Origin of the sequence: Pseudoduganella ginsengisoli (genome assembly GCF_009720865.1) — a bacterium.
GTDB classification, from domain to species: Bacteria; Pseudomonadota; Gammaproteobacteria; order Burkholderiales; family Burkholderiaceae_D; genus Rugamonas; species Rugamonas ginsengisoli.
The window spans coordinates 1-22,734 of sequence record NZ_WNLA01000028.1 but is presented as its reverse complement, the minus strand read 5'-3'; the positions used below and the strand labels follow the sequence as shown (position 1 = coordinate 22,734).

The following is a 22,734-nucleotide window of genomic DNA, read 5'->3' as shown; positions in this document are numbered from 1 at the left end:
CGCCAGTAATACTTTAAAACGATAATGGAACTCCGCCACCTCCGCTATTTCCTGGCAGTCGCCGAAGAATTGAGTTTTACGCGGGCCGCTGAACGGCTGCATATCGGCCAGCCGCCGCTGAGCCAGCAAATCCAGGCGCTGGAACAGGAAGTCGGCGCGCGCCTGTTCGAGCGCAGCAAGCGCTGGGTGCGGCTGACGGAAGCAGGCAAATTATTCTTGCGCGATGCGCGGCAAATCCTCGCACAGTCCGAACAAGCCATCGTCACGGCCCGCCGCGCGCAGCGGGGAGAGGCCGGCGAATTGCGCGTGGGCTTTACCTTTTCCACGCCGTTCACGCCGCTGTTTGCGCAAGTGATCCGCCAATACCGCCAGCTGTATCCGCACGTGGCGCTGACCTTGCATGAAATGGCGACCTTGCACCAGCTGGACGCCCTCGAAGGCCGCAAGCTGGACCTGGGCTTCGTGCGTCCGCCGGAAGTCACGCTGCCCGATGGCATTGCCATGACCATGCTGCGCGAAGACCCGCTGGTGCTGATCCTCCCCGCCGACGCGCCGCTGGCCCGGCGCCGCACCATCCACGTCAGCGATTTGCAGGGCATGCCGTTTGTCATGTATCCGAAAGAAGCGGGAACGGGGATCTACCACCAGATTTTCCGCCTGTGCCGGGCAGCCGGCTTCGTGCCGCAAATCGCCATGGAAGCGGGCGAAGCGTCCACCATTATCGGTCTCGTCGCTGCCGGCCTTGGCGTCAGCGTGTTGCCGCAGCCATTTGACCGCATCCGCATGAAAGGCGTGGCGTACCGCCCGCTGGCGGACAGCGCCGCCACGACGTCGCTGCTGCTGGCGCAGCGCAAGGATGACGCCAGCCCGCTGGTGGCAGCGTTTGTTGCGCTGGCCAAGGCTGCCGGCGCAGAGACCGGCACACCCGGTTAAAACAGGTGCCGTATCCCCAGCGCCACCGCCTGCGGATCAAAGCCCGGCTGTACCAGGCGGTAATCGCCATACAAGTTCGCCAGGCCCCGGTTGCCCACCGCGTTATTGTGCAGCTTGACGGTAAAGGCATACAGCTGCGTGCGCCGCGACAGTGGCCACACATAGCCCGCGTGCCACGCCAGGGTGCGCTTACGGCCTGTTTCCGCCATCCATCCGATGGATAAGTTGACATCGCCGGGACCGGCCGCCACGCGGCCCGACACTTGCCCGACGTGCGCATTGCCGCCGGAAGGACCGCCCAGCATATTGGCCAGGTACGCAACGTTGGCGCCCAGCGCCCACTCCGCCACGCTGTATTTCACACCCAGCAAGTGCGTACGATGTACGCGGTCGGCGGTATCGGTTGCTTCATGCGCGACCGAGCGGTTATACGCGTAGCCCGCCCACCAGGCGTCTTGCCCATATTGCACATTGCAGCCCGCATTTTCACCGTCATGGCGGCGCGGGCCGGCCAGCTCATTGCCCACCGAATACGAGACTTCGCCATTCCATCCGTGCCAGTCCGGGGTGCGGTAATTGATGGCATTGTTGAAAAAGCCGCCGATGCCGCTGCGTCCGGTCACGAGGGTTTGTTCGATATTGAGCACGACGCCGGTGGTGGGAAACGCCACCGTCGACGCATCCGAGCGCAGCGCCACCCAAAACATGGGCGCATACTGGCGGCCCGCCACCACTTGCCCTGCCGGTCCGCGCAACCCGACAACGCTGCCACGGTTCCACAAAGCGGTACCCGCGCCGGCCGTACCCGTATCGGCGCCCAGCGCAGTTTCCAGGATGGCAAACGCCGTCACGCCCTCCCCCAGGTCTTCAGTAGCGCGCACGTTAAAGCGGCTGACGCCCAGATCGCCGCTTTGCACGCGCGTGGCCGAGACGCCGCGGTCATAGTTGCCCCGCTCCAGCGCCAGGTCCATCGCCCCGGACAGCGTCATGCCCGACTCGGCCTGCGCCACGGCGGGCGCCAGCGCCAGCAGCGTGGCCCACGACCGCATCATGGCTGGCGCCGCATCGGGCGCGCCTCCGTGTCCGGCGTGTACCAGAATTGTTTGCGCGCCAGCGGCGTTTCCGGTGACAAGTCAGGATTGTTCAAATGGAAAATGCGCCGCTTGCCGAACTGCGCGCGCCGCAGCGCTTCGCCATGGGTTGCGTGGAACAGCCGGTCAAACGAACCATCGTCGATGGCAGCCAGCAGTCCCCGTTCCAACGCGGCAGCCAGCGCGGCATTATTCCGGTTCACAAAGAAATACACCGCCGCAGGGTAATGCAGTACCAGGCTGTCTTCCACTGCCAGCCCGCGCGCTTGGTATTGTTCCGCTTCGGCCCAGATTTGCCGTGCGGAGCGTGGGAAATAGTCAAAGCGCCCGGCAATCAGCATGCTGAACAAGCCTTTCGAATTATTCCCTGTCACGACCGGCAATCCATTAGCCCGCAAGACAGCCGTATCGGCCCAATCCTGGCCCTGCCCCGCCGTCCACCTGGCCAGATCCGGCAGCGCGCGCACTGCGCCGAACTTTGCCGCGTCCCCCTTGTTGACAAGCAGGAGACGCCAGCCAGAGATTCCCTTGTCGAGCGGTATCCGTACCGGCAACATTTGCTGTTCGCGCTCGCGGTTAGCGACGGCCCACACCACATCCAGCTGGTTGCCGTGCACCAGTTCATGGATGGCTCGGCCTTTTTCCATGTGCACGAGCCACTCTTGCGGCGCATAGCCGCCGGCGCGCGACAGCGCCAGCTTCAATAAATCGACAAAGCCTTGCTCGAATTCTGTTTGCGGTTTGGGATAGGCGGCCCGCAGTGGCGCAGCGGCAGCAGGCACTGCGAAACAGAACAGCGTCAACATGGCAGCACTGGCCCGCGTCCGTAGCATGTTGCCCTGCGCCCCCTGAACAATGGTTTCTTACCATCTTACAACGTTCACACCTGCGAACTACGGCTATGGCTTACAGTGGCGGAAAATACCACAGTTCGCGCGCCGCCAGCGGCGTGTCCGGCGTCAATGAAGGATTTTCAAGATGGAAGACGCGGCGCTGCCCCAGCGCGGCGCGCTGCAGGTAAGCGCTGTACTGCTCAGTGAATAATTTTTCAAACGTCCCGTCATCGATAGCCTTGCGCAAGCCTGTCAGCAGCAAGTCCGCCAGCGCGGTATTGGCTTTATTGACGAACAGGTACAGTGCGGACGGGAAGTGCAGTGCAAAGTGCGGCTCCACTTCCAACGCCAGGTTCGGGTACTTTTGCAAATCGACCCACGCTTGCCGCAGCGGGCGCGGATAGTAATCGAAGCGCTGTCCGGCCAGCATCGCGGGCAGGCTATCGGAATTGTTGCCCGTCACGACCGGCAAGCCGTTTGCGCGCAGCACGGAAGTTTCCACCCAGTCGTAACCCAGTCCTGCCTGGAAACGCGCCAGCCCTGCCAGCTGATCGACCGCGGCAAAGCGTTCCACGTCGGCACGCCGCACCAGGCAAATGCGCCAGCCGCTCAAGCCCCGGTCCAGCGGGATGCGGATGGGCAGCAGCGCTGCTTCCCGCTCGCGGCTGGTGACCGCCCACGCAACGTCGAGGAATTCACCGCGCGCCAATTCATGCAGGGCGCGGCCCCGTTCCATGCGCGGCGGCCGCGTATGGAACGTGAAGTTGCCGGGAACATGGCCGAGCGCCAGGCGCAGCATGTCAAAGCTGACCTGGTCGATATCGTTGCCAATGTAGGGACAGCGCACCGCGACGGGCGCCTGCGCGATGATGGCCGGACAGGCCGCCAGCGCCGCCACTCCCGCACCCAGCCGCAACACGGTGCGGCGTGGAAGCTTGGGAAGGTGGGCGGCGCCAGACGTCATGATCAGTCGTAGTCGGCTTCCAGTTCCGAGCCGGCGTAATTTTCCAGCTCTGCAAACAGGGTTTTCATGGCCGTACGGCCGGGGATGTTTTGCAGCACGGTGCACGAGGTGCGGTACGACTCGATGCGCTGCAACAGTACCGGATGGTGCTGCGCCGGTACTTTCGCCACCAGCTCGGCCCACCCTGCTTCGTAATCCGGTTTGTTCTTGCGCACGGATTTGACGAAACGTTCAAACTCTTTTTGCCCGGTGCGCGCCACGATGCGCCCGCCCCCTTCGACAGCGAAGATAATCGCCAGCGCAATCACGCCTTCCGCATTCAAGTCCGCATCATTGATGGCGCCGCCGTCGTTGTGGCGGCGCAGCCAGCCGGCCAGGCGCACGATGGCCTGCACTTCCTTGCGCTGCTTCAGTTGCGTTTCAAAGCGTTCCGGTCCGGACCAGTTCTGGTTCGGATCGGCCAGGCAAATGTCGACAAACAAATCCCGCAAGCGGCGCTGCGCATAGACGGGATCGTTGTCATATTCACCCACCAGCGTATCTTCCGGCATTTGCGCCAATTCCTTGATCTGGCGAAAACCTGCCTGGAATGCCGCTTCCGCGCCGTTATCGACGAGGAAGTCCAGCGCGGCTTCATCGGAATCCACGGCCAGCACGGATTCCAGCCCCAGCGACACGCCGCCCACCGTCAGATGCAGCGCACGCTGGATCCCGTCGGCCGTGCGTTCGTTGGTGAACTTTTCCGCCACCATGGCCGTGATGCCGGTCAGTTCGTCGGCCAGAATAAAGGCCGCATCCGGGCGTGGATCTCCCGGCAACAGCTTGATGGCGCGCGTGAGCCGCGGCAGGCTTTCCTTGACGAGTGCGGGCAGCATCAGGAGAAGATCCCCGTACCGATGCTGCGGCGGCCGCTGGCCGCTTTCGGCGCACTGCGCGTGCTTGGCACTTGCTTGCGCAGCCGGTACAGCAATTCACGGGTGGTACGCTGCAGGAATTTCGGTTCTTCATCCGGGTCGTCAGAGAATTCCGCGTCAGCCAGGTCGGCGCTGTGGCGGAAGTCCGGGAACAGTTCGAACAGCGCGCGGTCCCAGCCATCTTCCGATGCTTTCGCCAATTCCAGCGCCAGCGGGATCACGTCGTTATCCGACGTGGTCTGACCGCTCACATACGGGCCTTTTGAAATGATTTCACCGGCCAGTTCCAGGATTTCTTTTGGCGCCAGCGAGAACAGCACGGCAAATGCGGTGCAGCCGTGATCGGTCGCGGACGCTTCCTGCAGCAACGCTTCGCGGCGCTCCTGGTCTTCCGTGGAAAACACCACGCCATGGATGTGCGCGAACAATTGCTCGGCCAAGCGTTCCGGATCATCTTCGATCAAGTCGTCCTGGAACGTCGCGGCAAAGAATGCCAGGCTGTCGGCCCACGCCTTCGGCGGCACCAGCAGGGTCGTCAGCGACAATTTGCCGCCGTCAAAACCCGCCATGTGCAGCGCCGTCACTTGCGGCGGGATGGTCGACAGCACTTCGGCCACTGCGTAGTCGCCAAACTGGTCGGCCGCGTCGGCAAAAGCCTGTTCCGCATGGCTCAGCGAGCCGGCCAGCACCAGTTCCGTTACCTGCTTGCTGATGGCTGGCAGATTTTTGTCGGACATCAATGGTCTCCTTCCTGGTCAAACATGTTCGCGAAGTCGTCAGTCACTTCGCCCTCGTCTTCCATTTCATCGTCGCCTTCATCGCCGGCAGCCAGCTGGTCGAGCGAGACATCGTCGTCGTCCCACATACGCGGGTGCTTGTGCAGGAAGGCGGTAATCACGGCCTGGCGGCCGATTTCCGGGAAGTTCTCTTCTATCGCAGCATACATCTTTGCCGCCATGCCGTCCGGGCACGACGCCAGCGCGAACACGCGGGCGGGGTCGCCATCTTCGTAATCTTGCGCTTCCGCCACCATGGCTTTCGGATTGTCGAACTTGATGTAGTCAACCAGCGCAAACGCCATCATGTTGACATCTTCAATGCCGCCGCCTTGCGCGTACTCGGACACCAGCGCGTCCAGCATCATTTTGTAATTCTTGCGGTCTGGCGGGTCACCGAGGATGCCTTCGATCTGGCCTTCCAGTTCGCGCGCCTGGTAGGCGAATTCAGGGTGGACTCTTCTCATAATTTTTGCTCTTTCAAATATTGCAAGGCGAGCAAGCGGCTGCGCCGCCGCGCCGCCGCGACTTCATGTTGTCTTGCTTACGCGACGGGAATTGTCACGCCGTGCACGCCGAAAATGCCGCGCCACAATTGGTACGCTTCCGCCTCCGGATCGATAATGATGCGGTGATTCAGGCTCTGGTCGTGCTCGGACCGCTTGTCCGGGTCCGACAGCACTTCGTACGCCTTGGCAATGGCTTTGAAGCGCACGTCCGCGCCAGGCTCCTGGTTGCGGTCCGGGTGGTAGCGCATCGCCAGCGAGCGGTAAACCTTCTTGATTTCCTCGTCAGAGGCGTTGGGCGCGACGCCGAGCACGAGATAGTAGTTTTCCATTCAGGAAGCTCCCGTGATGTTATAAAGACGAATTATCCTACAGAAAAGCATATGCCGTCCCGCCCGGGGTGGCCGGTACGGTAAAATGCGTACCATTTCGCTTTCAAAAAATCCGGTTTTTCTCACTTTTACATGAGTAACGACAAAAAAAATCCCGCTGCAGCGGCCCCTGCGCTGCCATCGAACTTCCTGCGCGCCATTATCGAAAATGACTTGGCGGCGGGTACCCACACCCGCGAAGGCTTGCCGAACGTCATCACCCGCTTCCCGCCAGAGCCCAACGGTTACCTGCACGTGGGCCACGCCAAGTCGATTTGCCTGAATTTCGGCCTGGCGCGCGACTATAACGGCCGCTGCCACCTGCGCTTTGACGACACCAATCCGGAAAAAGAAGAACAGGAATACGTCGATACCATCATTGACAGCGTCAAGTGGCTGGGCTTTGACTGGAACTGGCAAGGCCCCAACGGCAATGAAGTGCACTTGCACCATGCCAGCGATTATTTCGACCAACTGTATGAAATGGCCGAATACCTGATCAACCAAGGCTATGCCTACGTGGACAGCCAGAGCGCCGAGGAAATGGCGGCCAACCGCGGCAATTTCAATACGCCGGGCGTGAATTCGCCGTTCCGCAACCGTCCGCGCGAAGAATCGCTGCAAATGTTCCGTGACATGAAAGCGGGCAAATACAAGGATGGCGAGCACATCCTGCGCGCAAAAATCAGCGAAGATGCGATGTCGTCGCCGAACATGAATATGCGCGACCCGGCGATTTACCGGATCCGCCACGAACACCACGTGCGTACCGGCAATGCCTGGTGCATTTACCCGATGTATGACTACACGCACCCGATTTCCGATGCGCTGGAAAACATCACGCATTCGATTTGCACGCTGGAATTCCAGGACCACCGCCCGTTCTACGACTGGCTGCTGGAAACCCTGTCGAAAGGCGGTTTCTTCAAGCTGCCCGTGCCGAAACAGTATGAATTTTCGCGCCTGAACCTGACGTACGTGATCACGTCCAAGCGCAAGCTGCGCCAGCTGGTGGAGGACGGCGTCGTGACGGGCTGGGATGATCCGCGCATGCCCACCATTGTCGGCCTGCGCCGCCGCGGCTACACGCCGGAATCCATCCAATTGTTCGCGGAACGCATCGGCGTCACCAAGTCGGACGGCTGGATCGACATGAGCACCTTGGAAGGCTGCGTGCGCGAAGACCTGGATCCGAAAGCGCCGCGCGCCACCGCCGTGCTGCGTCCCTTGAAGCTGATCGTGGAAAACTTCCCGGCCGACGCCAGCGAGCCATGCTCGTGCCCGGTCCACCCGCACCATCCGGAAATGGGCACGCGCCAGTTCAACTTCACGCGCGAACTGTGGATCGAAGCGGACGACTTCATGGAAACCCCAACCAAAGGTTACTTCCGTTACACGCCGCCGGTGGGCGACCAGCCAGGCAGCCGCGTGCGCCTGCGCCACGGCTTCGTCACTGAATGCACCGGTTACGACAAGGATGAAAACGGCAACGTCACGGCAGTGCGTGTGAAGTACTTCGAGGACAGCAAATCCGGCACGCCGGGTTCCGACAATTACAAAGTCAAAGGCAACATTCACTGGGTGTCCGCCGCTGACGCGCTGGAGGCGGAAGTGCGCCTGTATGACCGCCTGTTCACAGATCCGCAGCCGGATGCGGGCGGCAAGGACTTCATGGCCGCGCTGAACCCGAATGCACTGGAAACCGTCACGGCTTACCTGGAGCCAGGCATGAAAAACGCCGTGGGCGACCAGCGCTACCAGTTCGAGCGCCATGGCTACTTCGTGGCCGACCGCGTGGATTCGCAGCCAGGCAAACCCGTGTTCAACCGCATCGTGACGTTGAAAGACAGTTTCGCCGCGAAGTAACCCAACCCATTCTGGCCAAAACCGCCTCTTCAGGCGGTTTTTTTCTACCCTTTGTCATAGACAGCATACTTTTTGTAACGAATTGTCAAGAATATTCTTGACCCCAGTTGCAACCAGCTTATATATTATGCAACTTATTTGCGCCGAGTAATTTTGCCTGCCGATGAGCTAGGCCAGCCTTATGCCCCTGAAATTGGTCCAGAAAGAGTTGTTCGCCCCCACCAAGCCGCTATGGTGGACCGGTGTCCTGCTGTCGCTGGGCGTGGGGGTACTGCTGTATGGCGCGACGGCAAAATCCCTGGACAGTGAAGTCAACAGCCGCTTCCGCAACCATGCGCGCAGCAGCCAGTACATCATTAGCAACGCGATCAAAGCCTACACGGATGTGTTGCGGGGTACGGCCAGCTATTTCCAGAGTGCTGAAACCATTTCCAGCGATGGTTTTCACCGTTATGTGAAGGGGCTTGATTTGCCCCGCAATTTCCCCGCCATCACCAGCATCAACTATGCGCAGCACGTGCCGGCCGGGCAGCGCGCCACGCTAGGCCAGCGTTTGTCCATCCATGGACGGGATGACGGCGGCCCGGACTTGCCAGCCCGGCAGCCCGGTCCGGACCACGATGCTGCCATCATCACGCTGATGGAACCGATGGCCGGGCAAGAAGAAAAGTTCGGCATTGATATCGCGTCCCGCGCCGTGGTGGCCCAGGCGCTGGCGCGGGGACGCGATACGGGTGCACTGACTGCCTCGGGCGTGCCGATCGGTTTTGACGCCAGTGACCGCGATGCGGTGCTGGCCATGCGGATGCCGGTTTACCGCCCCAACCTGCCGCTGGCCACGGTGGAACAGCGCCGTGCCGCCTACGTAGGCTCGGTCGGCATTGGATTTTCCGTCTACCGGCTGGTCCTGGGGGCCCTGGAAGAAATGCCGGTGCGTAATGCCCGGCTGACGCTGCAAGATATCGGCGACCAGGATTCCGATGGCGGCCACACCTTGCTGTTCGACAGCAAGGGAATGGGCGTAGCCGGGCCGGACGACCACGATACGCTCCACTACATGTTGCCGATCGACTTCAATGGCCGTGTGTGGCGCGCGGAATTTACGGCGCCCCGGCAAGCGCTGTATTCGCATTATGACCAATTCCTGCCTTGGCTGGCATTGCTGACGGGCTTGGGCGGCTCGATGCTGATTTACGCGCTGTTCCATACGCTGTCGTCGTCGCGGCTGCGGGCTATCCGCATGGCCAAGCTGATGACGAAAGAGTTGCGCGACAGCCAGGCCAAACTGCAATTGTCGCACCTGAGACTGCGCCGGCTGGCAGCCCATGCGGAACAGATCAAGGAAGAAGAACGCAAACGCATTGCCCGCGAAATCCACGATGACCTGGGCCAGAATTTACTGGCGCTGCGCATTGAAGCAGACGTGCTGGCCACCCGCACCAGCCACCGCCATCCCCGCCTGCATGCGCGGGCGCGCTGGACGCTGGCGCAAATCGACCACACGATCCGCAGCGTGCGGCAAATCATCAATGATTTGCGGCCCAATGTGCTGGACCTGGGACTGGGCGCAGCCGTGGAATGGCAAATCGCCCAATTCCGGCAACGCTCGGGCATCGTTTGTGAATTCATAGAAAGCGGCGGCGACGATGGCATCGATGACCATTGCGCTATCGCGTACTTCCGCATTTTGCAGGAATCGCTGAGCAATGTGGCCCAGCACGCGCATGCCAGCGTCGTCAAAGTCGAACTGCGCCAGGAAAACAGCATGCTGAGCCTGACGATCAGCGACAACGGCGTGGGCCTGCATGCACGCAGCCGCAACAAGTTCGGCTCGTTCGGGCTGGTCGGCATAGAAGAACGCATCAATTTACTGGGCGGCACATGCGCCATCGAAAGCGAACCGGGCAAAGGCACCGTGATCAAGGTGTCGGCGCCGCTGCTGCAGGCAGGCGCGGCCTATCCCCGCATTGAGCAATTCGTATAGGACAATTCTGTTGCAATTAAGAATTTCCTGAATGCATGTTGATGCATATCAAGTTCCAGTCGTTCCAATAAGACAAGAATCCTTCCTGTAGTGCCCCTGCTCAACAACTGAAAGGAACGAACTAATGAACGACGCTTACAAAGCCATTGCGGAACTGGACCTGGAACCGATTAAAGTCAAACTGATGCACAAGGAATCTGGTGAAGGCTGGAGCCTCGAACGCGCCAATGCGATCGAATTCGAATATCGCCGTTTCCTGATCCTGATGAAGAAATATCCGGATGAACAGACAGCGCCGCTGGTTGATGTTGACACGTTCTGGCACTACCACATCCTCGATACGCTGAAATATGCGGCTGATTGCGAAGCCGTGTTTGGCTACTTCCTGCACCACTTCCCGTACATCGGCCTGCGCGGCGAAGCCGATGAAGAAGCGCACCACCGCGTCGGCCAGCGCATGAAAGAATTGTACGAAGAAACGTTTGGCGAAGAATACATCCGCGCTACGGCCGGCACGGCATACTCGGGGATTGCCGCACAGGCTGAACAGGCTGGCGCACAAACTGCTTATTCCGGCATTGCCGCGAAGACCGCCTACTCGGGCATTGCTGCACGAGACAACGCTGAACAGGCTGGAGCACAAACTGCCTATTCCGGCATTGCCGCGAAAACCGCGTACTCGGGTATTGCTGCGCAAGGCAAGGCTGAACAGGCTGGTACACAAACTGCGTATTCCGGCATTGCCGCGAAAACCGCATACTCTGGCATTGCTGCGCAAGGCAAGGCTGAACAGGCTGGTGCACAAACTGCGTATTCCGGCATTGCCGCGAAAACCGCGTACTCGGGCATTGCTGCGCAAGGCAAGGCTGAACAGGCCGGTGCACAAACGGCGTATTCCGGCATTGCCGCGAAAACCGCGTACTCGGGCATTGCTGCGCAAGGCAAGGCTGAACAGGCCGGTGCGCAAACTGCGTATTCCGGCATTGCTGCGAAAACCGCCTACTCCGGCATTGCCGCACAACGCAACGCTGAACAGGGCGGAGCACAAACCGCTTACTCCGGCATCGCGGCACAAGGCATGGCCGAACAAGGCAACACGCAAACGGCGTATTCCGGCATCGCCAGCGGCAAGCAAGACTTGGCAGCGTTTTATACTGTTCGTCCACGCCTGCCCGTAACCGCTTAATTCACTAGTCTTTTAGTAGGGACGTGGGAACAATAACTCTTTGTTCCCACAAGTATTTTTTCCCCTACGCACGATTGAACCCCCTCGCTTGCAATCTACAACAGTCTGCTTATACTAGATTTCGTTGACACGAATCAACTCTTGTTCCCAAAATGTGAGCCAGAGCGCGCCGGCCGCCGCAGCCAACATCCGCATCGATCCAATTCCGACAACTGAACCTTTTATAAGGAATGTCACTCATGATTTCAGCAGAAAGCTTTCAAGCCATTGCCGACCTCGATCTGGAGCCGATCAAAGTCAAACTGATGCACGAAGCGTCCGGTGAAGGCTGGTCTTTGCAAAAAGCTAATGCGGTGGAGTTCGAATACCGCCGTTTCCTGTACCTGATGAAGACATTCCCGCATGAGCAGACTGCTCCGCTGATGGATGTCGATACATTCTGGCACTACCACATCCTGGACACGATGAAGTATGCGGCTGACTGCGAAGCCGTGTTTGGCTATTTCCTGCACCACTTCCCCTACATCGGCTTGCGCGGCGAAGAGGATGAAGAAGTACACCACCGTGTGGGCGACCGCATGCGCGAACTGTATGAAGCAACGTTTGGCGAAAGTTATCTGAAAGCGGAAGCAGCATACTCGGGCGTGCCAACCCAGCAAGCCGACGCAGCGTATTCCGGCGTGCCTACCGTTGCCTATTCCGGTGTGCCAGCCGCTGAAGCGAAGACGGCTTATTCTGGTGTGCCAACCGTGGCTTATTCGGGTGTACCGACTGCACAAGCGAAAACAGCCTACTCTGGCGTACCGGCTGCACAAGCCAAGACAGCCTATTCCGGTGTACCGACTGCACAAGCCAAGACGGCCTATTCCGGTGTACCGACTGCACAAGCGAAAACAGCCTACTCTGGCGTGCCTACCGCACAAGCCAAGACAGCGTATTCCGGCGTGCCAACGGCACAGGCGAAAACCGCCTATTCTGGCGTGCCTGCCGCGCAAGCCAAAACCGCTTATTCGGGCGTGCCGGCCGTAGCGTACTCGGGTGTGCCAACGGCCCAGGCCAAAACCGCCTACTCCGGCGTGCCCGCCGCGCAAACGGCCTACTCCGGCGTACCTGGCGCATCGGCCCGCAGTGTTGCGGATATGTACGTCGAGCGCCCGCGCCTGACGCCTGCAGCCTGATCTAAAAACAACAACGGGCCGCTACTGGTTTTAGGTAGCGGCCCGTTGCTTTTCGATACGCCAAATCAGGCGGACATCATTTCACGCAGTTCACGGATGCTGAAATCGCTGATTTCGTGCATACGGATCAGGATGGTTGCGCCGATTGGCAGCGTGTTGTGACGAATCTTGCTGATCACCGGCGGCGCCACTTCCAATGCGCGCGACAGCGCTGCGTCATTTTTCAGCTGCAGTTTTTCAATGATCGCGTCCAGTACACGGTTAGGGTTGTACGTAGCCGAAGAAGTGATTTCCTTGAGAGAGGTAGTCATTTGTCTTTTCCCTAGCAGCCAATGTTGTACAAAGGCCACACTTTCACAAAATATTTAACGGAATAAATACGGTAGAGCGCTACCCTACATAGGGGGTTTTGCTATGTTTTATAGCACATGACCCGTATGATACACGTTTTTATTGCTTATAGGCTAATCTAGCGAGAAATTTGTGAGAATTTGATAGATTTCTCACTTGCCAGCTGTGGTAGGAATTGTTAAATAACGGAATCGTTGTTTTTCGTTATCGATTTGTCAGTGCCGGCCATAGAAGCCGGACGCCACAAACATCCACTCCACGGCCAAGGCAGCGCTCAACTGTGCGAGGGTGCCGGGGAAAAACAAGCCAAACTGGGGCGACGGGAAAATCAGGCAAGGCGTAGCATCTTCACAACGCCAGCTCCAGCCCAGCTGGCGCCGGATTTCATCCGGCGCTGGCGGCGGGTGATGAGCCCTGCCACGCAACATCATATATAAGCGAACCTGTTCCTTCGTAGGATGCGGAATGGTTTGCATATGCTCTCCAGCAAGTACGTCGTGGAATTGATTATGCTCCACCTACCTGACGCCAGGCTTTCGTTGTTGTAGACAATCCACAACCTTTTTATAAAGCAACGTCAATCCCAGTTCGTGCTTCAGCCGGTTGTTGCGCAAACGCCGCGATTCCGACATGAACGACAGCAGTGCGGGAGTAACCACTTGTCGCAATTCGTCACGGGGCAGCCGTGGCGGCCGCGGCAAGTCAAACGCATCGGCCACCGCATCGAAATACTCCGCCATCTTCATGTCGCTGTCATCGGACGCATTGACCACCCTGCCCGGCAGCCCCTTGAACAGCGCCCGCGCTATGGCCCGCGCCAAGTCGTCTGCATGGATGTGGTTGGTGTACACGTCATCTTCGCCGCGCAGCGCGGGCGTACCTGCTTTCAAACGCTCCAGCGGCAAGCGGTCTTCCGCATAAATGCCCGGTGCGCGCAAGATCGACAGCACACTGCCGCTGCGCCGCGCCCACTTTCTTAATACCTGTTCCGCGTCGACGCGGCGGATGGCTCGGGCATTGCGCGGGGCAACGGGGCGGCTTTCATCGACCCACGCCCCCTGGCAATCGCCATAAACGCCGGTGGTGCTGATGTAAACCAGCCGCCCCCGCTCGGGTAAAATGGCGGTCAGATGGCGCGTGCGCTCATCCGTGTGGCCTGCGGGCTGCGGTGGCGCCAGGTGCACGACATGGCGCGCCAGCCCTTTAAGGCGGCGCAGGGTTGCTGGGTGGTCCAGATTGGCTACCAGCGGCACGGCGCCGGCAGCCCGCAATTGCGCACAGCGCTCCGGCTGGCTGGTGATGGCAATGACGCGAAACGCGTGCCGTACCAGTGGCAGCAAGCGCATACCGACATCGCCGCAGCCGACGACCAGCAAGCGCGGGCGGGCAAATTTATTAACGTTGACGTTTTTCATAAGTAAGGATTGTATGACTTTCCAGATTACTGTTCAGCCGAGCGGCCACCAATTCACTTGCGACGAAGATGAAACCATCCTGGCTGCCGCCATGCGCGCCGGTGTGGGTTTGCCGTACGGCTGCAAGAATGGCGCGTGCAGTTCGTGCAAAGGCAAAGTCATTTCCGGCAATGTGACGCACAAGCCGCACCAGCAGCGCGCGCTGACGGAAGAAGAAGCGGCGGCCGGCATGTCGCTGTTCTGCTGCGCCATCCCGCATGCAGACCTCGTAATTGAAGCCCGCGAAGTGGCGGGCAGCAGTGATTACCCTGTCAAGAAAATGCCGTCACGCGTATCGGCCATTGAAAAAGTCGCACCGGACGTAGTGGTCATCACCCTGCAATTGCCTGCCAATGAAAGCTTGAAATACCGCGCCGGCCAATACATTGAATTTATGCTGCCAGGCGGCAAGCGCCGCAGCTACAGCATGGCGACGGCGCCTGACAATGGCCCGATTTCGCTGCACATCCGCCACATGCCGGGCGGCTTCTTCACGGAACAAGTGTTTTCGACCATGAAAGAGCGCGACATCTTGCGCTTTGAAGGCCCGCTGGGCACGTTCTTCGTGCGCGATGACAGCGACAAGCCCATGGTGCTGCTGGCGTCCGGCACGGGCTTTGCGCCGATCAAGGCCATTGTCGAGCATTTGAACCAGATCGGCTCGACCCGCAAGATGGTCTTGTACTGGGGCGGCCGCCGTCCGCAAGACTTGTACATGGATGCGCAGTGCCGCGAGTGGGCTGCCAAGCAGGCGAACTTCGACTACGTGCCGGTGGTGTCGAATGCGCTGCCGGAAGATAACTGGACGGGCCGCACCGGCTTCGTGCACCACGCCGTGATGGCGGATTTGCCAGACCTGTCCGGCCATCAAGTGTACGCGTGCGGCGCACCGGTCATGGTGGAATCCGCCAAAGCCGACTTCGTCGCCCAGTGCAAGCTGCCGGATGACGAGTTCTATGCGGATGCATTCACGACGGAAGCGGATTTGGCGAAGTAAGTACACACTAAGTACGCACGTGCTGGCGCCCGCGGCGGCGTCAGCACGAGTTAGCGATATCAGGCACAATATCACGCTTGTCCCGCCTGTCCAGCCTGCCATGCCCGCCTTCGACTCTACCGGTCTGTCCGTCCTCAAACACCGCAATTTCACCAGTTACCTGTCGGCCCGCCTGTGCGGCACGCTGGCCGTGCAAATGCAGCACGTGGCCATAGGCTGGCATGTATATGCGCTGACGGGCAATTTGTTTGACCTGGGCTTGATTGGCCTCGCGCAATTCGCCCCCTTCCTGCTGTTCATCCTGCCTGCCGGACAAATCGCTGACCGCCGCAACCGGCGCGACATCGTCGCGCTGTGCATCACGGCGCAATTGCTGTGTGGTTTGCTGTTGCTGGCCTTTACGCTGAGCGGCACAAAAACCGTGTGGCCCGTGTTTGCCATCCTGGCCCTGTTTGGCACGGCCCGCGCGTTCATGACGCCGGCGTCGCAAGCCATGGTGATCAACCTGGTGCCGGCCGACAGTTTCAGCAAAGCCGTCGCACTGAATTCCTCGACTTTCCACGTGGCCGTCATCCTCGGCCCGACGTTGGGCGGCTTGCTGTACTACTACGGCGCCACCACGGTGTTTGTCGTTTCGTCCGCCCTGCTGGCGCTGTCCGTCGTGCTGATGTGGATGACCAAAGCCGCCAGGCAAACCATCAGCAAAGAACCGGCCACGTGGCACAGCGTCCTGGAAGGCATGCGCTTCGTGAAATCGCGCCCCATCGTACTGGGCGCCATTTCACTGGATTTATTTGCCGTGCTGTTCGGCGGCGCCACGGCGTTGCTGCCGGCGCTGGCAGCCGACGTCTTGCATGTAGGCCCGGGCGGACTGGGCTTGCTGCGCACGGCGCCTGGCGCCGGCGCGGCGCTGTGCTCGATTGCACTGGCGTTCTTCCCCATCACGCGGCGCGTGGGGGCGTGGATGTTTGGCGGCGTGGCGTCGTTCGGCGTGTGCACCGTGGTGCTGGGCGCCACGTCCAGCTTTGGCGTTGCCGTGGCAGCGCTGCTGCTGATGGGCGCCGGCGACATGATCAGTGTCTATGTGCGCCACTTACTGGTGCAATATGAGACGCCGGATGCGATCCGCGGCCGCGTCAGCGCCGTCAATGCCGTGTTTATCGGCGCCTCCAATGAGCTGGGCGAATTTGAATCGGGCGTGACGGCGGGCTGGTTTGGCTTGACGCGCGCCGTCATCTTCGGCGGCATCGCCACCCTCGTGGTGACAGGCTTGTGGAGCGTGTGGTTCCCGGTGCTGTCGCGCATGGACCGTTTCCCTCACGCACAGCGCGAAGCGGACGAAAAATCCGCTGCGGCCTAAGCGGCTTTGCATCCCGGGCAACTTTTCAATTGTAAGGCTTGCGCACCGGTCTGGGGCAATTCCTGAGTTCCACACTGCACTAAATTGGCGCTGGGTACCAAAAGGAGTAAGATGGGTTCACACGCCGGTCATCTTCCGGTGCTGTATTGATGAACAAACGGGAGCAGTATATGCAGATCAACGTCAATTGCGATAAAACCATTGAACGTCATGCCGGCCTCGATAGCCACGTACAAACTGTCGTAGAAACTGCCATCAGCCGGTTCTCTGAACACATCAGCCGTGTCGAAGTCCACCTCAGCGACAACAAGGGAGAAAAATCCCTGGACGGCGACAACCGTTGCCTGATGGAAGCCCGTGTCAACGGCCTGCAACCTGTCGCAGTGAGCGACCACGCAGCCACCCTGCATCAAGCCATCAACGGCGCAGCCGACAAACTCAAACGCGCTCTCGACAGTGCTCTGGGCAAACGCTCCGACCACAAGCGTGCACCGGTCGCGCCTGAAATCGAAGACGAGGAAGAAGCTTAATCATGGACAGGGCCGCCGGACAACGGCGGCCTTTGGTTTTACGGTAATCCGCGCAAGTACCGCAATCCCTGCAGCGCCCTGCTGCCATACCACGACATCATTTCCCCATCGACCAGCTGCACCGGCTTGCCGATCTGCTTTTCCAATGCGTCGGCGTGCGCTTCCGTGAAACGGTACGGTTCTGAAGACAGCAATACCTGGTCGATCCCCGCCACCAGCGCTTCATTCCATTCAAAGGTTGGATAGCGGGCCGCCCCCAGGTCAGGAATGCGCCAGCCGATTTCCGCCAGCATGCGGGCAATATACGTATCGGCGGAAATGCTCATCCACGGGTCTTGCCAGATGCAATACAGGACGGTTTGCGGCCGGGCTTTCGGCATCGCTTGCAGTGCCGCGTATTCCTGTTCGAACGCTTGGCACCACGCATGCGCTTTGTCTTCGGCACAAAAAATGCCGCCCATCAGCCGGGCCAGCGGCACATTGTCCAGCGGCGCCAGCGGGTGCGTGACCACCACGTTCGGCACAAATGACCGCAGCGCATCGAACGTGGGCTTTTCATTTTCATCGATGTTGACCACCACGTGCGTCGGCGCCAGCTTGCGGATTTTGTCCAGGTTCACATCCTTGGTGCCGCCCACTTTCGGGATAGCGCGCACGGTGTCGGCTGGGTGGATGCAAAAACCCGTGCGGGCCACGAGCTGCGGCGCCAAGCCCAGGTCGCACAGCAATTCCGTGATCGATGGCACCAGCGACACGATGCGTGCGCCGGGCGCGGGGGCAAAAGTCTGCCCGATGGCGTCGGTATAAATCATTGTTGGGTTGATCATGTTCGTGGCGGTATTGAAACACAGCTGGGCCGCTGCACGCCAGCATCGGATATCATTTAACGATCTTTTCCGCAGGTAAATATTTTGAAGCCCACGACGTTCAGCGCCTCCCCGTATTCCATCGATCAAATCCAGCTGTTCCAGGGCGCCGATCAGGCCATCGTGCGCAAGCTGGTGGCGCCCTGCCCCATCATCCATGTCGGGCAGGGCCAGCCGCTGACGCATGCCACCCGCGCCCTGTTTATTGTGCTGCGCGGCGCGTTGTCGGTGGCGACGGATTTCCGCACCAACACCACTGACGGCAGCGTCAGCAAGATCTTGCCGGGAGAAAGCGTGGGCGAACAGACGGTGGTGGATGAAGAAGCGAACTTGTCCGCCATCACGGCGCTGGAAGATTCCGACGTGCTGGCCATCGATGCCGGCACCGTATGGAAACTCATTGATGAATCCAATGGCATGGCGCGCAACCTGCTGCGCCTGATGTCGTTCCGCATCCGCGCCGCCAATGCGCAATTGCGCCGCCGCCAAAAGGTGGGCGAGTTTTACCGGCAAATGTCGATGGTCGATGGCTTGACGGGCTTATATAACCGGGCGTGGCTTAATGAATTGCTGCCGCAAATGGTGGGCCAGGCGCACGGCGTCGAGCAGCCGCTGTCGCTGATCATGGTGGACCTCGATCACTTCAAGAAATTCAACGACAGCCACGGCCATCTGGCGGGCGACCAGGCGCTGCGGGCAGCCGCACAAGCCATCAGCAATGCATTGCGGCCATCGGATTTCGCCGTGCGTTATGGCGGCGAAGAAATGATGGTGCTGTTGCCGGATACGGGCGCCGACGTGGCCGTCGTGGTGGCGGAACGCTTGTGCGACCGCATCCGCAATTCCGTGGTCTTCCACGACATGCGGCTGCCGATGCCGCACTTGACGGCATCGCTGGGCGTGGCCAGCCTGGCCGAGGGACAGGATGAGCAGGCGCTGATCGCCAGTGCGGATGCGGCGCTGTACCGCGCAAAAGAAGCGGGACGTAATCGCGTAGTGGCAGCGTGAAAGTGGCAGCGTGATGCGCCGATCGCGTATGATGGCGCCGCACAACCGCTTTCCCACAGATTATGAGCACGCACACCTTCCTTTGGCACGACTATGAAACCTTTGGCGCGCAACCGCGCCGCGACCGCCCTGCCCAGTTCGCAGCGATCCGCACCGACGCGGAACTGAATGAAATCGGCGATCCCATCATGCTGTTTTGCCAGCCTGCGCCGGACTTCCTGCCCGATCCGCAAGCGTGCCTGATCACCGGCATCACGCCCCAGCAATGCCTGGAACAAGGCGTGCCGGAACACCAGTTCGCTGCCACCATTGAACAAGCGTTTGCCACGCCGGGCACCATCGGCGTCGGCTACAACACGATCCGCTTCGACGATGAAGTCACGCGCTTCCTGTTCTGGCGCAACCTGATCGATCCTTATGCGCGCGAATGGCAAAACCAGTGCGGCCGCTGGGATTTGCTGGACGTCGTGCGCATGACGTATGCGCTGCGTCCGGAAGGGATGCAATGGCCCGTGAAACCGGATGGCAAGCCCAGCTTCCGCCTGGAAGACTTGACCCGCGCAAATGGCCTGGTGCACGAAGCGGCGCACGATGCGCTGTCCGACGTACGCGCCACCATTGCCCTCGCCCGTCTAATCCGTTCGAAGCAGCCGCGCCTGTTTGATTTTTGCCTGGCGCTGCACAAGAAAGACCGCGTGGCCGATGAAATCGGCATGCACGTGGCGCCGGCCATGCGCCAGCCATTCCTGCACGTGTCCGGCATGTTCCCGGCCGAGCGCGGCTGCATGGCGCTGGTGATACCGCTGGGTGCGCACCCGGCCAACAAGAATGAAGTGCTGGTATGGGATTGCGCATATGACCCGACGGAGTTATTCGGGCTGGATGCCGACACGGTGCGCATGCGCATGTTTACGCGCAGTGCAGACTTGCCGGAAGGCGTGGCGCGCTTGCCGATCAAGAGCATCCACTTGAATAAATCGCCGATGCTGGTATCGAACTTGAAGACCCTGTCGCCAGCGATGGCGGAGCGCTGGGGCATGGATTTGGAAACGGGCCGCCGCCACGCGCACATTGCCGCGACGGGGCCGGATTTATCGGCGCTGTGGGCGCAGATTTTCCGCAAGGAAGATGCGGGCGACGTGGATGTCGATGAAGATTTGTATGGCGGTTTTGTTGGCAGTGCGGACCGGCGGCAGCTGGAATCCTTGCGCCGGCTGCCTGCCGCGCAGCTGGCGGGCCGCACGCCGCCATTTGAAGATGGCCGCCTGGCCGAACTGGTGTTCCGCTACCGCGCACGCAATTTCCCGCATACGCTGTCGGAGCACGAAATGGAACAGTGGGAACAGCACCGGGCGGCGCGCCTGTTTGAGGGCGCCGGCGGGTCGCGCACGGTGGAGCAGCTGTTTACGGAAATCGACCAGTTGTCGGAAACCGTCGATGAACGTGGCGAAGAAGTGCTGGGGGCGCTGTACGACTATGCCGAGATGATTGCCCCGCAGCGGTATTGAGATTCCCTAGGGCGGGTTTTAAAACCCGCCCTAGCGATCATTTGCGGTACTGGTTGATCGCGTCGCGCGTCTCTTCGGCCACGCGGCGGGCTGCCGCGGCAAAGTCTTCACCGGCTTTCGGCGCCGCGTACAAAATCGCGCGCGACGAATTGATCATCATGCCCGTACCCGCTGCCGTACGGCCGGCATTGACGGTGGCCGCGATATCGCCGCCTTGCGCGCCGATACCCGGCACCAGCAGCGGCATGTCGCCCACGATGGCGCGCACTTGCGCCAATTCTTCCGGGAACGTCGCCCCCACCACCAGTGCGCACTGGCCATTGGCATTCCATTTGTTGGCCACCAGGCCGGCCACGTGCTGGTACAGCGGCTTGCCGCCCACATCGAGGAATTGCAAATCCGAACCGCCGGCATTCGACGTGCGGCACAGGATGATGACGCCACGGTCCGCCCATTCCATATACGGCTCGACCGAATCAAAGCCCATGTAAGGATTCACGGTCACGGCATCCGCACCGTAGCGGTCATACGCTTCACGCGCATACTGGCGCGCGGTGGCGCCAATGTCGCCGCGCTTGGCATCCATGACCAGCGGAATGTGCGGATAGTTTTCGCGCACATAGGCGCAAATGTCTTCCAGCTGGCGCTCGGCGCCCAGCGCGGCAAAGTAAGCGATTTGCGGCTTGAACGAGCACGCCAGGTCGGCCGTCGCATCGATGATTTCCTTGCAGAATTCGTAGATGCCGTTCGGCTGGTTGCGGAATTGCGCTGGCAGCTTGTCCATGTCCGGGTCCAGGCCCACGCACAGCAGGGAGTCGTTGCTCGCCCATGCGGCATTCAATTTATTGATAAAAGTCACGACACCCCTCCTTTTTCAGTTGCAAACCCGCCATTATAACCCGGCCAGTCCAACGGATCGCTGGGGTAAAATTCCGCTATACAACTCACCAACTCACATAAGGGACGCGCGAATGAAACTATCCAATAAAGTAGCGATCGTGACCGGCGCCACACAAGGCATCGGTCTGGCCTGCGCGCAACGCCTGATTACCGAAGGCGCCAAAGTCATGTTGGTCGACATCAAACCGGAAGGCGCGCAAGCTGCCGAAGCGCTGGGCGACCAGGCCCGCTTCTTTACCGCCGATGTCAGCCAAAAATCCGATGTCGACGCCCTGGTGGCGGAAACGCTGGCCGTGTTTGGCCGCATCGATATCCTCATCAACAATGCCGGCGTCACGCACAAGGCGGATTTCCTCGACTTGACGGAAGACGATTTCGACCGCGTGCTGCGCATTAACTTGAAATCCATGTTCCTGTGCGGCCAGGCTGCCGCCCGCGTGATGGTCAAGCAGCAAAGCGGCTGCATCATCAATATGTCCAGCGTGAATTCCGAGCTGGCGATCCCTGACCAGGTGCCATACGTCGTGTCGAAAGGCGGCATCAACCAGCTGACCAAAGTCATGTCGCTGAACCTGGCGCAGCACGGGGTGCGCGTCAATGGTATCGGCCCCGGCACCATCTTGACGGAATTGGCCAAGAAAGCCGTGCTGGGCAGCCCGGAAGCGCGCCACACGATCTTGTCCCGCACGCCGATGGGCCGCTGCGGCGAACCCGAAGAAGTCGCGTCGATTGCCGCCTTCCTGGCCAGCGATGACGCCAGCTATATGACGGGCCAGACGCTGTTTGTCGATGGCGGCCGCCTCGCGCTGAACTACACGGTGCCTGTGCGCGAGTGAGATATTACTTTTTAATATGTCTGGTATGGGAACATGAAATTAGACATATATGTGGCGATGCAACATAATTACACCTGTCTCCACTATTCTCCTCCAAGAAAATAGTTTCAAGCCCGCGCGATAGCGGGCTTTTTTTTTAGGCTATGTCACCGCAAACCGTGGAAAGTGCCCAATCGCTGCTTTCAGCATACTTTCGGGGGTATCGATGCGGCCTGCATCAAGCACGCAGCGCCAGCCCAGGTAATTGGGCAGGTAGCGCGTGGCGACGCCGTGGAACCGGTGCAGCCAGTTGCGGAAACGGCTGTGGTACGCGTTCACGTTT

Annotated in this window: 23 protein-coding genes and 1 pseudogene; 11 read left to right on the top strand and 13 right to left on the bottom strand. The window is 60.1% G+C overall.

The features are described 5' to 3' along the window. The first annotated feature begins 24 nt into the window (after positions 1 to 24). Positions 25 to 933 (top strand): LysR substrate-binding domain-containing protein, encoded by a 909-nt coding sequence (locus tag GM668_RS26765; protein WP_155442031.1) that lies wholly within the window; start codon positions 25 to 27, stop codon positions 931 to 933. Here the strand turns inward: GM668_RS26765 and GM668_RS26760 are convergent. From GM668_RS26760 to GM668_RS26730, 7 genes are all read right to left on the bottom strand, one after another. Beyond that, positions 930 to 1,985: a porin gene (locus GM668_RS26760; protein WP_155442030.1), complete on the bottom strand. Its 1,056-nt coding sequence runs from the start codon at positions 1,983 to 1,985 to the stop codon at positions 930 to 932. The two genes, GM668_RS26765 and GM668_RS26760, sit on opposite strands and share 4 nt — an antisense overlap. Beyond that, on the bottom strand, positions 1,982 to 2,857 hold the full coding sequence (locus tag GM668_RS26755) for a transporter substrate-binding domain-containing protein (RefSeq protein WP_155442029.1): 876 nt from the start codon (positions 2,855 to 2,857) through the stop codon (positions 1,982 to 1,984). The genes GM668_RS26760 and GM668_RS26755 overlap by 4 nt, the downstream gene beginning before the upstream one ends. 73 nt (positions 2,858 to 2,930) lie before the next feature. Next, positions 2,931 to 3,821: a transporter substrate-binding domain-containing protein gene (locus GM668_RS26750; protein WP_155442028.1), complete on the bottom strand. Its 891-nt coding sequence runs from the start codon at positions 3,819 to 3,821 to the stop codon at positions 2,931 to 2,933. Positions 3,822 to 3,823: 2 nt separating this feature from the next. Next, positions 3,824 to 4,696, bottom strand: coding sequence for a hypothetical protein (locus tag GM668_RS26745; protein ID WP_155442027.1), 873 nt, complete (start codon positions 4,694 to 4,696; stop codon positions 3,824 to 3,826). Beyond that, positions 4,696 to 5,472 carry a hypothetical protein gene (locus GM668_RS26740; RefSeq protein WP_155442026.1) on the bottom strand — a complete coding sequence of 259 codons (777 nt, stop codon included), beginning with the start codon at positions 5,470 to 5,472 and terminating at the stop codon, positions 4,696 to 4,698. Before GM668_RS26740 ends, GM668_RS26745 begins: the two co-directional genes overlap by 1 nt. Next, complete coding sequence (locus GM668_RS26735; protein WP_155442025.1) at positions 5,472 to 5,978, bottom strand: hypothetical protein; 507 nt, start codon at positions 5,976 to 5,978, stop codon at positions 5,472 to 5,474. Before GM668_RS26735 ends, GM668_RS26740 begins: the two co-directional genes overlap by 1 nt. A 77-nt stretch (positions 5,979 to 6,055) precedes the next feature. Next, positions 6,056 to 6,349, bottom strand: a complete 294-nt coding sequence (locus GM668_RS26730; RefSeq protein WP_155442024.1) for a DnaJ domain-containing protein — start codon at positions 6,347 to 6,349, stop codon at positions 6,056 to 6,058. A 132-nt stretch (positions 6,350 to 6,481) separates the two neighbouring features. On the opposite strand from GM668_RS26730, the gene GM668_RS26725 reads away from it, so the two are divergent. From GM668_RS26725 to GM668_RS26710, 4 genes are all read left to right on the top strand, one after another. Beyond that, positions 6,482 to 8,254, top strand: a complete 1,773-nt coding sequence (locus tag GM668_RS26725) for a glutamine--tRNA ligase/YqeY domain fusion protein (protein WP_155442023.1) — start codon at positions 6,482 to 6,484, stop codon at positions 8,252 to 8,254. Between the two features lie 181 nt (positions 8,255 to 8,435). Then, positions 8,436 to 10,238, top strand: a complete 1,803-nt coding sequence (locus GM668_RS26720) for a sensor histidine kinase (RefSeq protein WP_155442022.1) — start codon at positions 8,436 to 8,438, stop codon at positions 10,236 to 10,238. 124 nt (positions 10,239 to 10,362) lie between these two features. Then, entirely contained in the window at positions 10,363 to 11,424 is a 1,062-nt protein-coding gene (locus tag GM668_RS26715) for a glycine-rich domain-containing protein (protein ID WP_229499954.1), read from the top strand. A gap of 239 nt (positions 11,425 to 11,663) precedes the next feature. Then, complete coding sequence (locus GM668_RS26710) at positions 11,664 to 12,602, top strand: glycine-rich domain-containing protein (RefSeq protein WP_155442021.1); 939 nt, start codon at positions 11,664 to 11,666, stop codon at positions 12,600 to 12,602. A gap of 65 nt (positions 12,603 to 12,667) precedes the next feature. Here the strand turns inward: GM668_RS26710 and GM668_RS26705 are convergent, their stop codons facing one another. The 3 genes from GM668_RS26705 to GM668_RS26695 form a co-directional block, all read right to left on the bottom strand. After that, the gene (locus GM668_RS26705; protein ID WP_155442020.1) at positions 12,668 to 12,913 is read right to left on the bottom strand and encodes a hypothetical protein; all 246 of its coding nucleotides are present in this window, start codon (positions 12,911 to 12,913) and stop codon (positions 12,668 to 12,670) included. Positions 12,914 to 13,168: 255 nt separating this feature from the next. Further along, a complete protein-coding gene (locus GM668_RS26700) occupies positions 13,169 to 13,429 on the bottom strand; it encodes a hypothetical protein (RefSeq protein WP_155442019.1) in 261 nt (86 codons plus the stop codon). Positions 13,430 to 13,471: 42 nt separating this feature from the next. Continuing rightward, positions 13,472 to 14,368: an SDR family oxidoreductase gene (locus tag GM668_RS26695; protein WP_155442018.1), complete on the bottom strand. Its 897-nt coding sequence runs from the start codon at positions 14,366 to 14,368 to the stop codon at positions 13,472 to 13,474. Positions 14,369 to 14,381: 13 nt separating this feature from the next. On the opposite strand from GM668_RS26695, the gene GM668_RS26690 reads away from it, so the two are divergent. The 3 genes from GM668_RS26690 to GM668_RS26680 all read left to right on the top strand — a co-directional run bounded on the left by GM668_RS26690 (position 14,382) and on the right by GM668_RS26680 (position 17,294). Next, positions 14,382 to 15,404 carry a CDP-6-deoxy-delta-3,4-glucoseen reductase gene (locus GM668_RS26690; RefSeq protein WP_155442017.1) on the top strand — a complete coding sequence of 341 codons (1,023 nt, stop codon included), beginning with the start codon at positions 14,382 to 14,384 and terminating at the stop codon, positions 15,402 to 15,404. A 100-nt stretch (positions 15,405 to 15,504) separates the two neighbouring features. Next, complete coding sequence (locus tag GM668_RS26685; RefSeq protein ID WP_155442016.1) at positions 15,505 to 16,764, top strand: MFS transporter; 1,260 nt, start codon at positions 15,505 to 15,507, stop codon at positions 16,762 to 16,764. Between the two features lie 170 nt (positions 16,765 to 16,934). Continuing rightward, complete coding sequence (locus GM668_RS26680; RefSeq protein ID WP_155442015.1) at positions 16,935 to 17,294, top strand: HPF/RaiA family ribosome-associated protein; 360 nt, start codon at positions 16,935 to 16,937, stop codon at positions 17,292 to 17,294. A gap of 38 nt (positions 17,295 to 17,332) precedes the next feature. Here GM668_RS26680 and GM668_RS26675 read toward each other — a convergent pair whose 3' ends face one another. Then, positions 17,333 to 18,106 carry a helical backbone metal receptor gene (locus GM668_RS26675; protein WP_155442075.1) on the bottom strand — a complete coding sequence of 258 codons (774 nt, stop codon included), beginning with the start codon at positions 18,104 to 18,106 and terminating at the stop codon, positions 17,333 to 17,335. Positions 18,107 to 18,202: 96 nt separating this feature from the next. On the opposite strand from GM668_RS26675, the gene GM668_RS26670 reads away from it, so the two are divergent. Both GM668_RS26670 and sbcB read left to right on the top strand, forming a co-directional pair. Beyond that, on the top strand, positions 18,203 to 19,168 hold the full coding sequence (locus tag GM668_RS26670) for a GGDEF domain-containing protein (RefSeq protein WP_170305861.1): 966 nt from the start codon (positions 18,203 to 18,205) through the stop codon (positions 19,166 to 19,168). 62 nt (positions 19,169 to 19,230) lie between these two features. Beyond that, positions 19,231 to 20,676, top strand: a complete 1,446-nt coding sequence (gene sbcB, locus GM668_RS26665; protein WP_155442013.1) for an exodeoxyribonuclease I — start codon at positions 19,231 to 19,233, stop codon at positions 20,674 to 20,676. 37 nt (positions 20,677 to 20,713) lie between these two features. Here the strand turns inward: sbcB and pyrF are convergent, their stop codons facing one another. After that, a complete protein-coding gene (pyrF, locus tag GM668_RS26660; RefSeq protein WP_170305857.1) occupies positions 20,714 to 21,535 on the bottom strand; it encodes an orotidine-5'-phosphate decarboxylase in 822 nt (273 codons plus the stop codon). Between the two features lie 112 nt (positions 21,536 to 21,647). Between pyrF and GM668_RS26655 the strand changes: the two genes are divergently transcribed. Beyond that, on the top strand, positions 21,648 to 22,412 hold the full coding sequence (locus GM668_RS26655; RefSeq protein WP_155442012.1) for an SDR family NAD(P)-dependent oxidoreductase: 765 nt from the start codon (positions 21,648 to 21,650) through the stop codon (positions 22,410 to 22,412). 141 nt (positions 22,413 to 22,553) lie between these two features. Here GM668_RS26655 and GM668_RS26650 read toward each other — a convergent pair. Next, positions 22,554 to 22,734, bottom strand: a pseudogene (locus GM668_RS26650) (IS1595 family transposase); the annotation flags it as partial.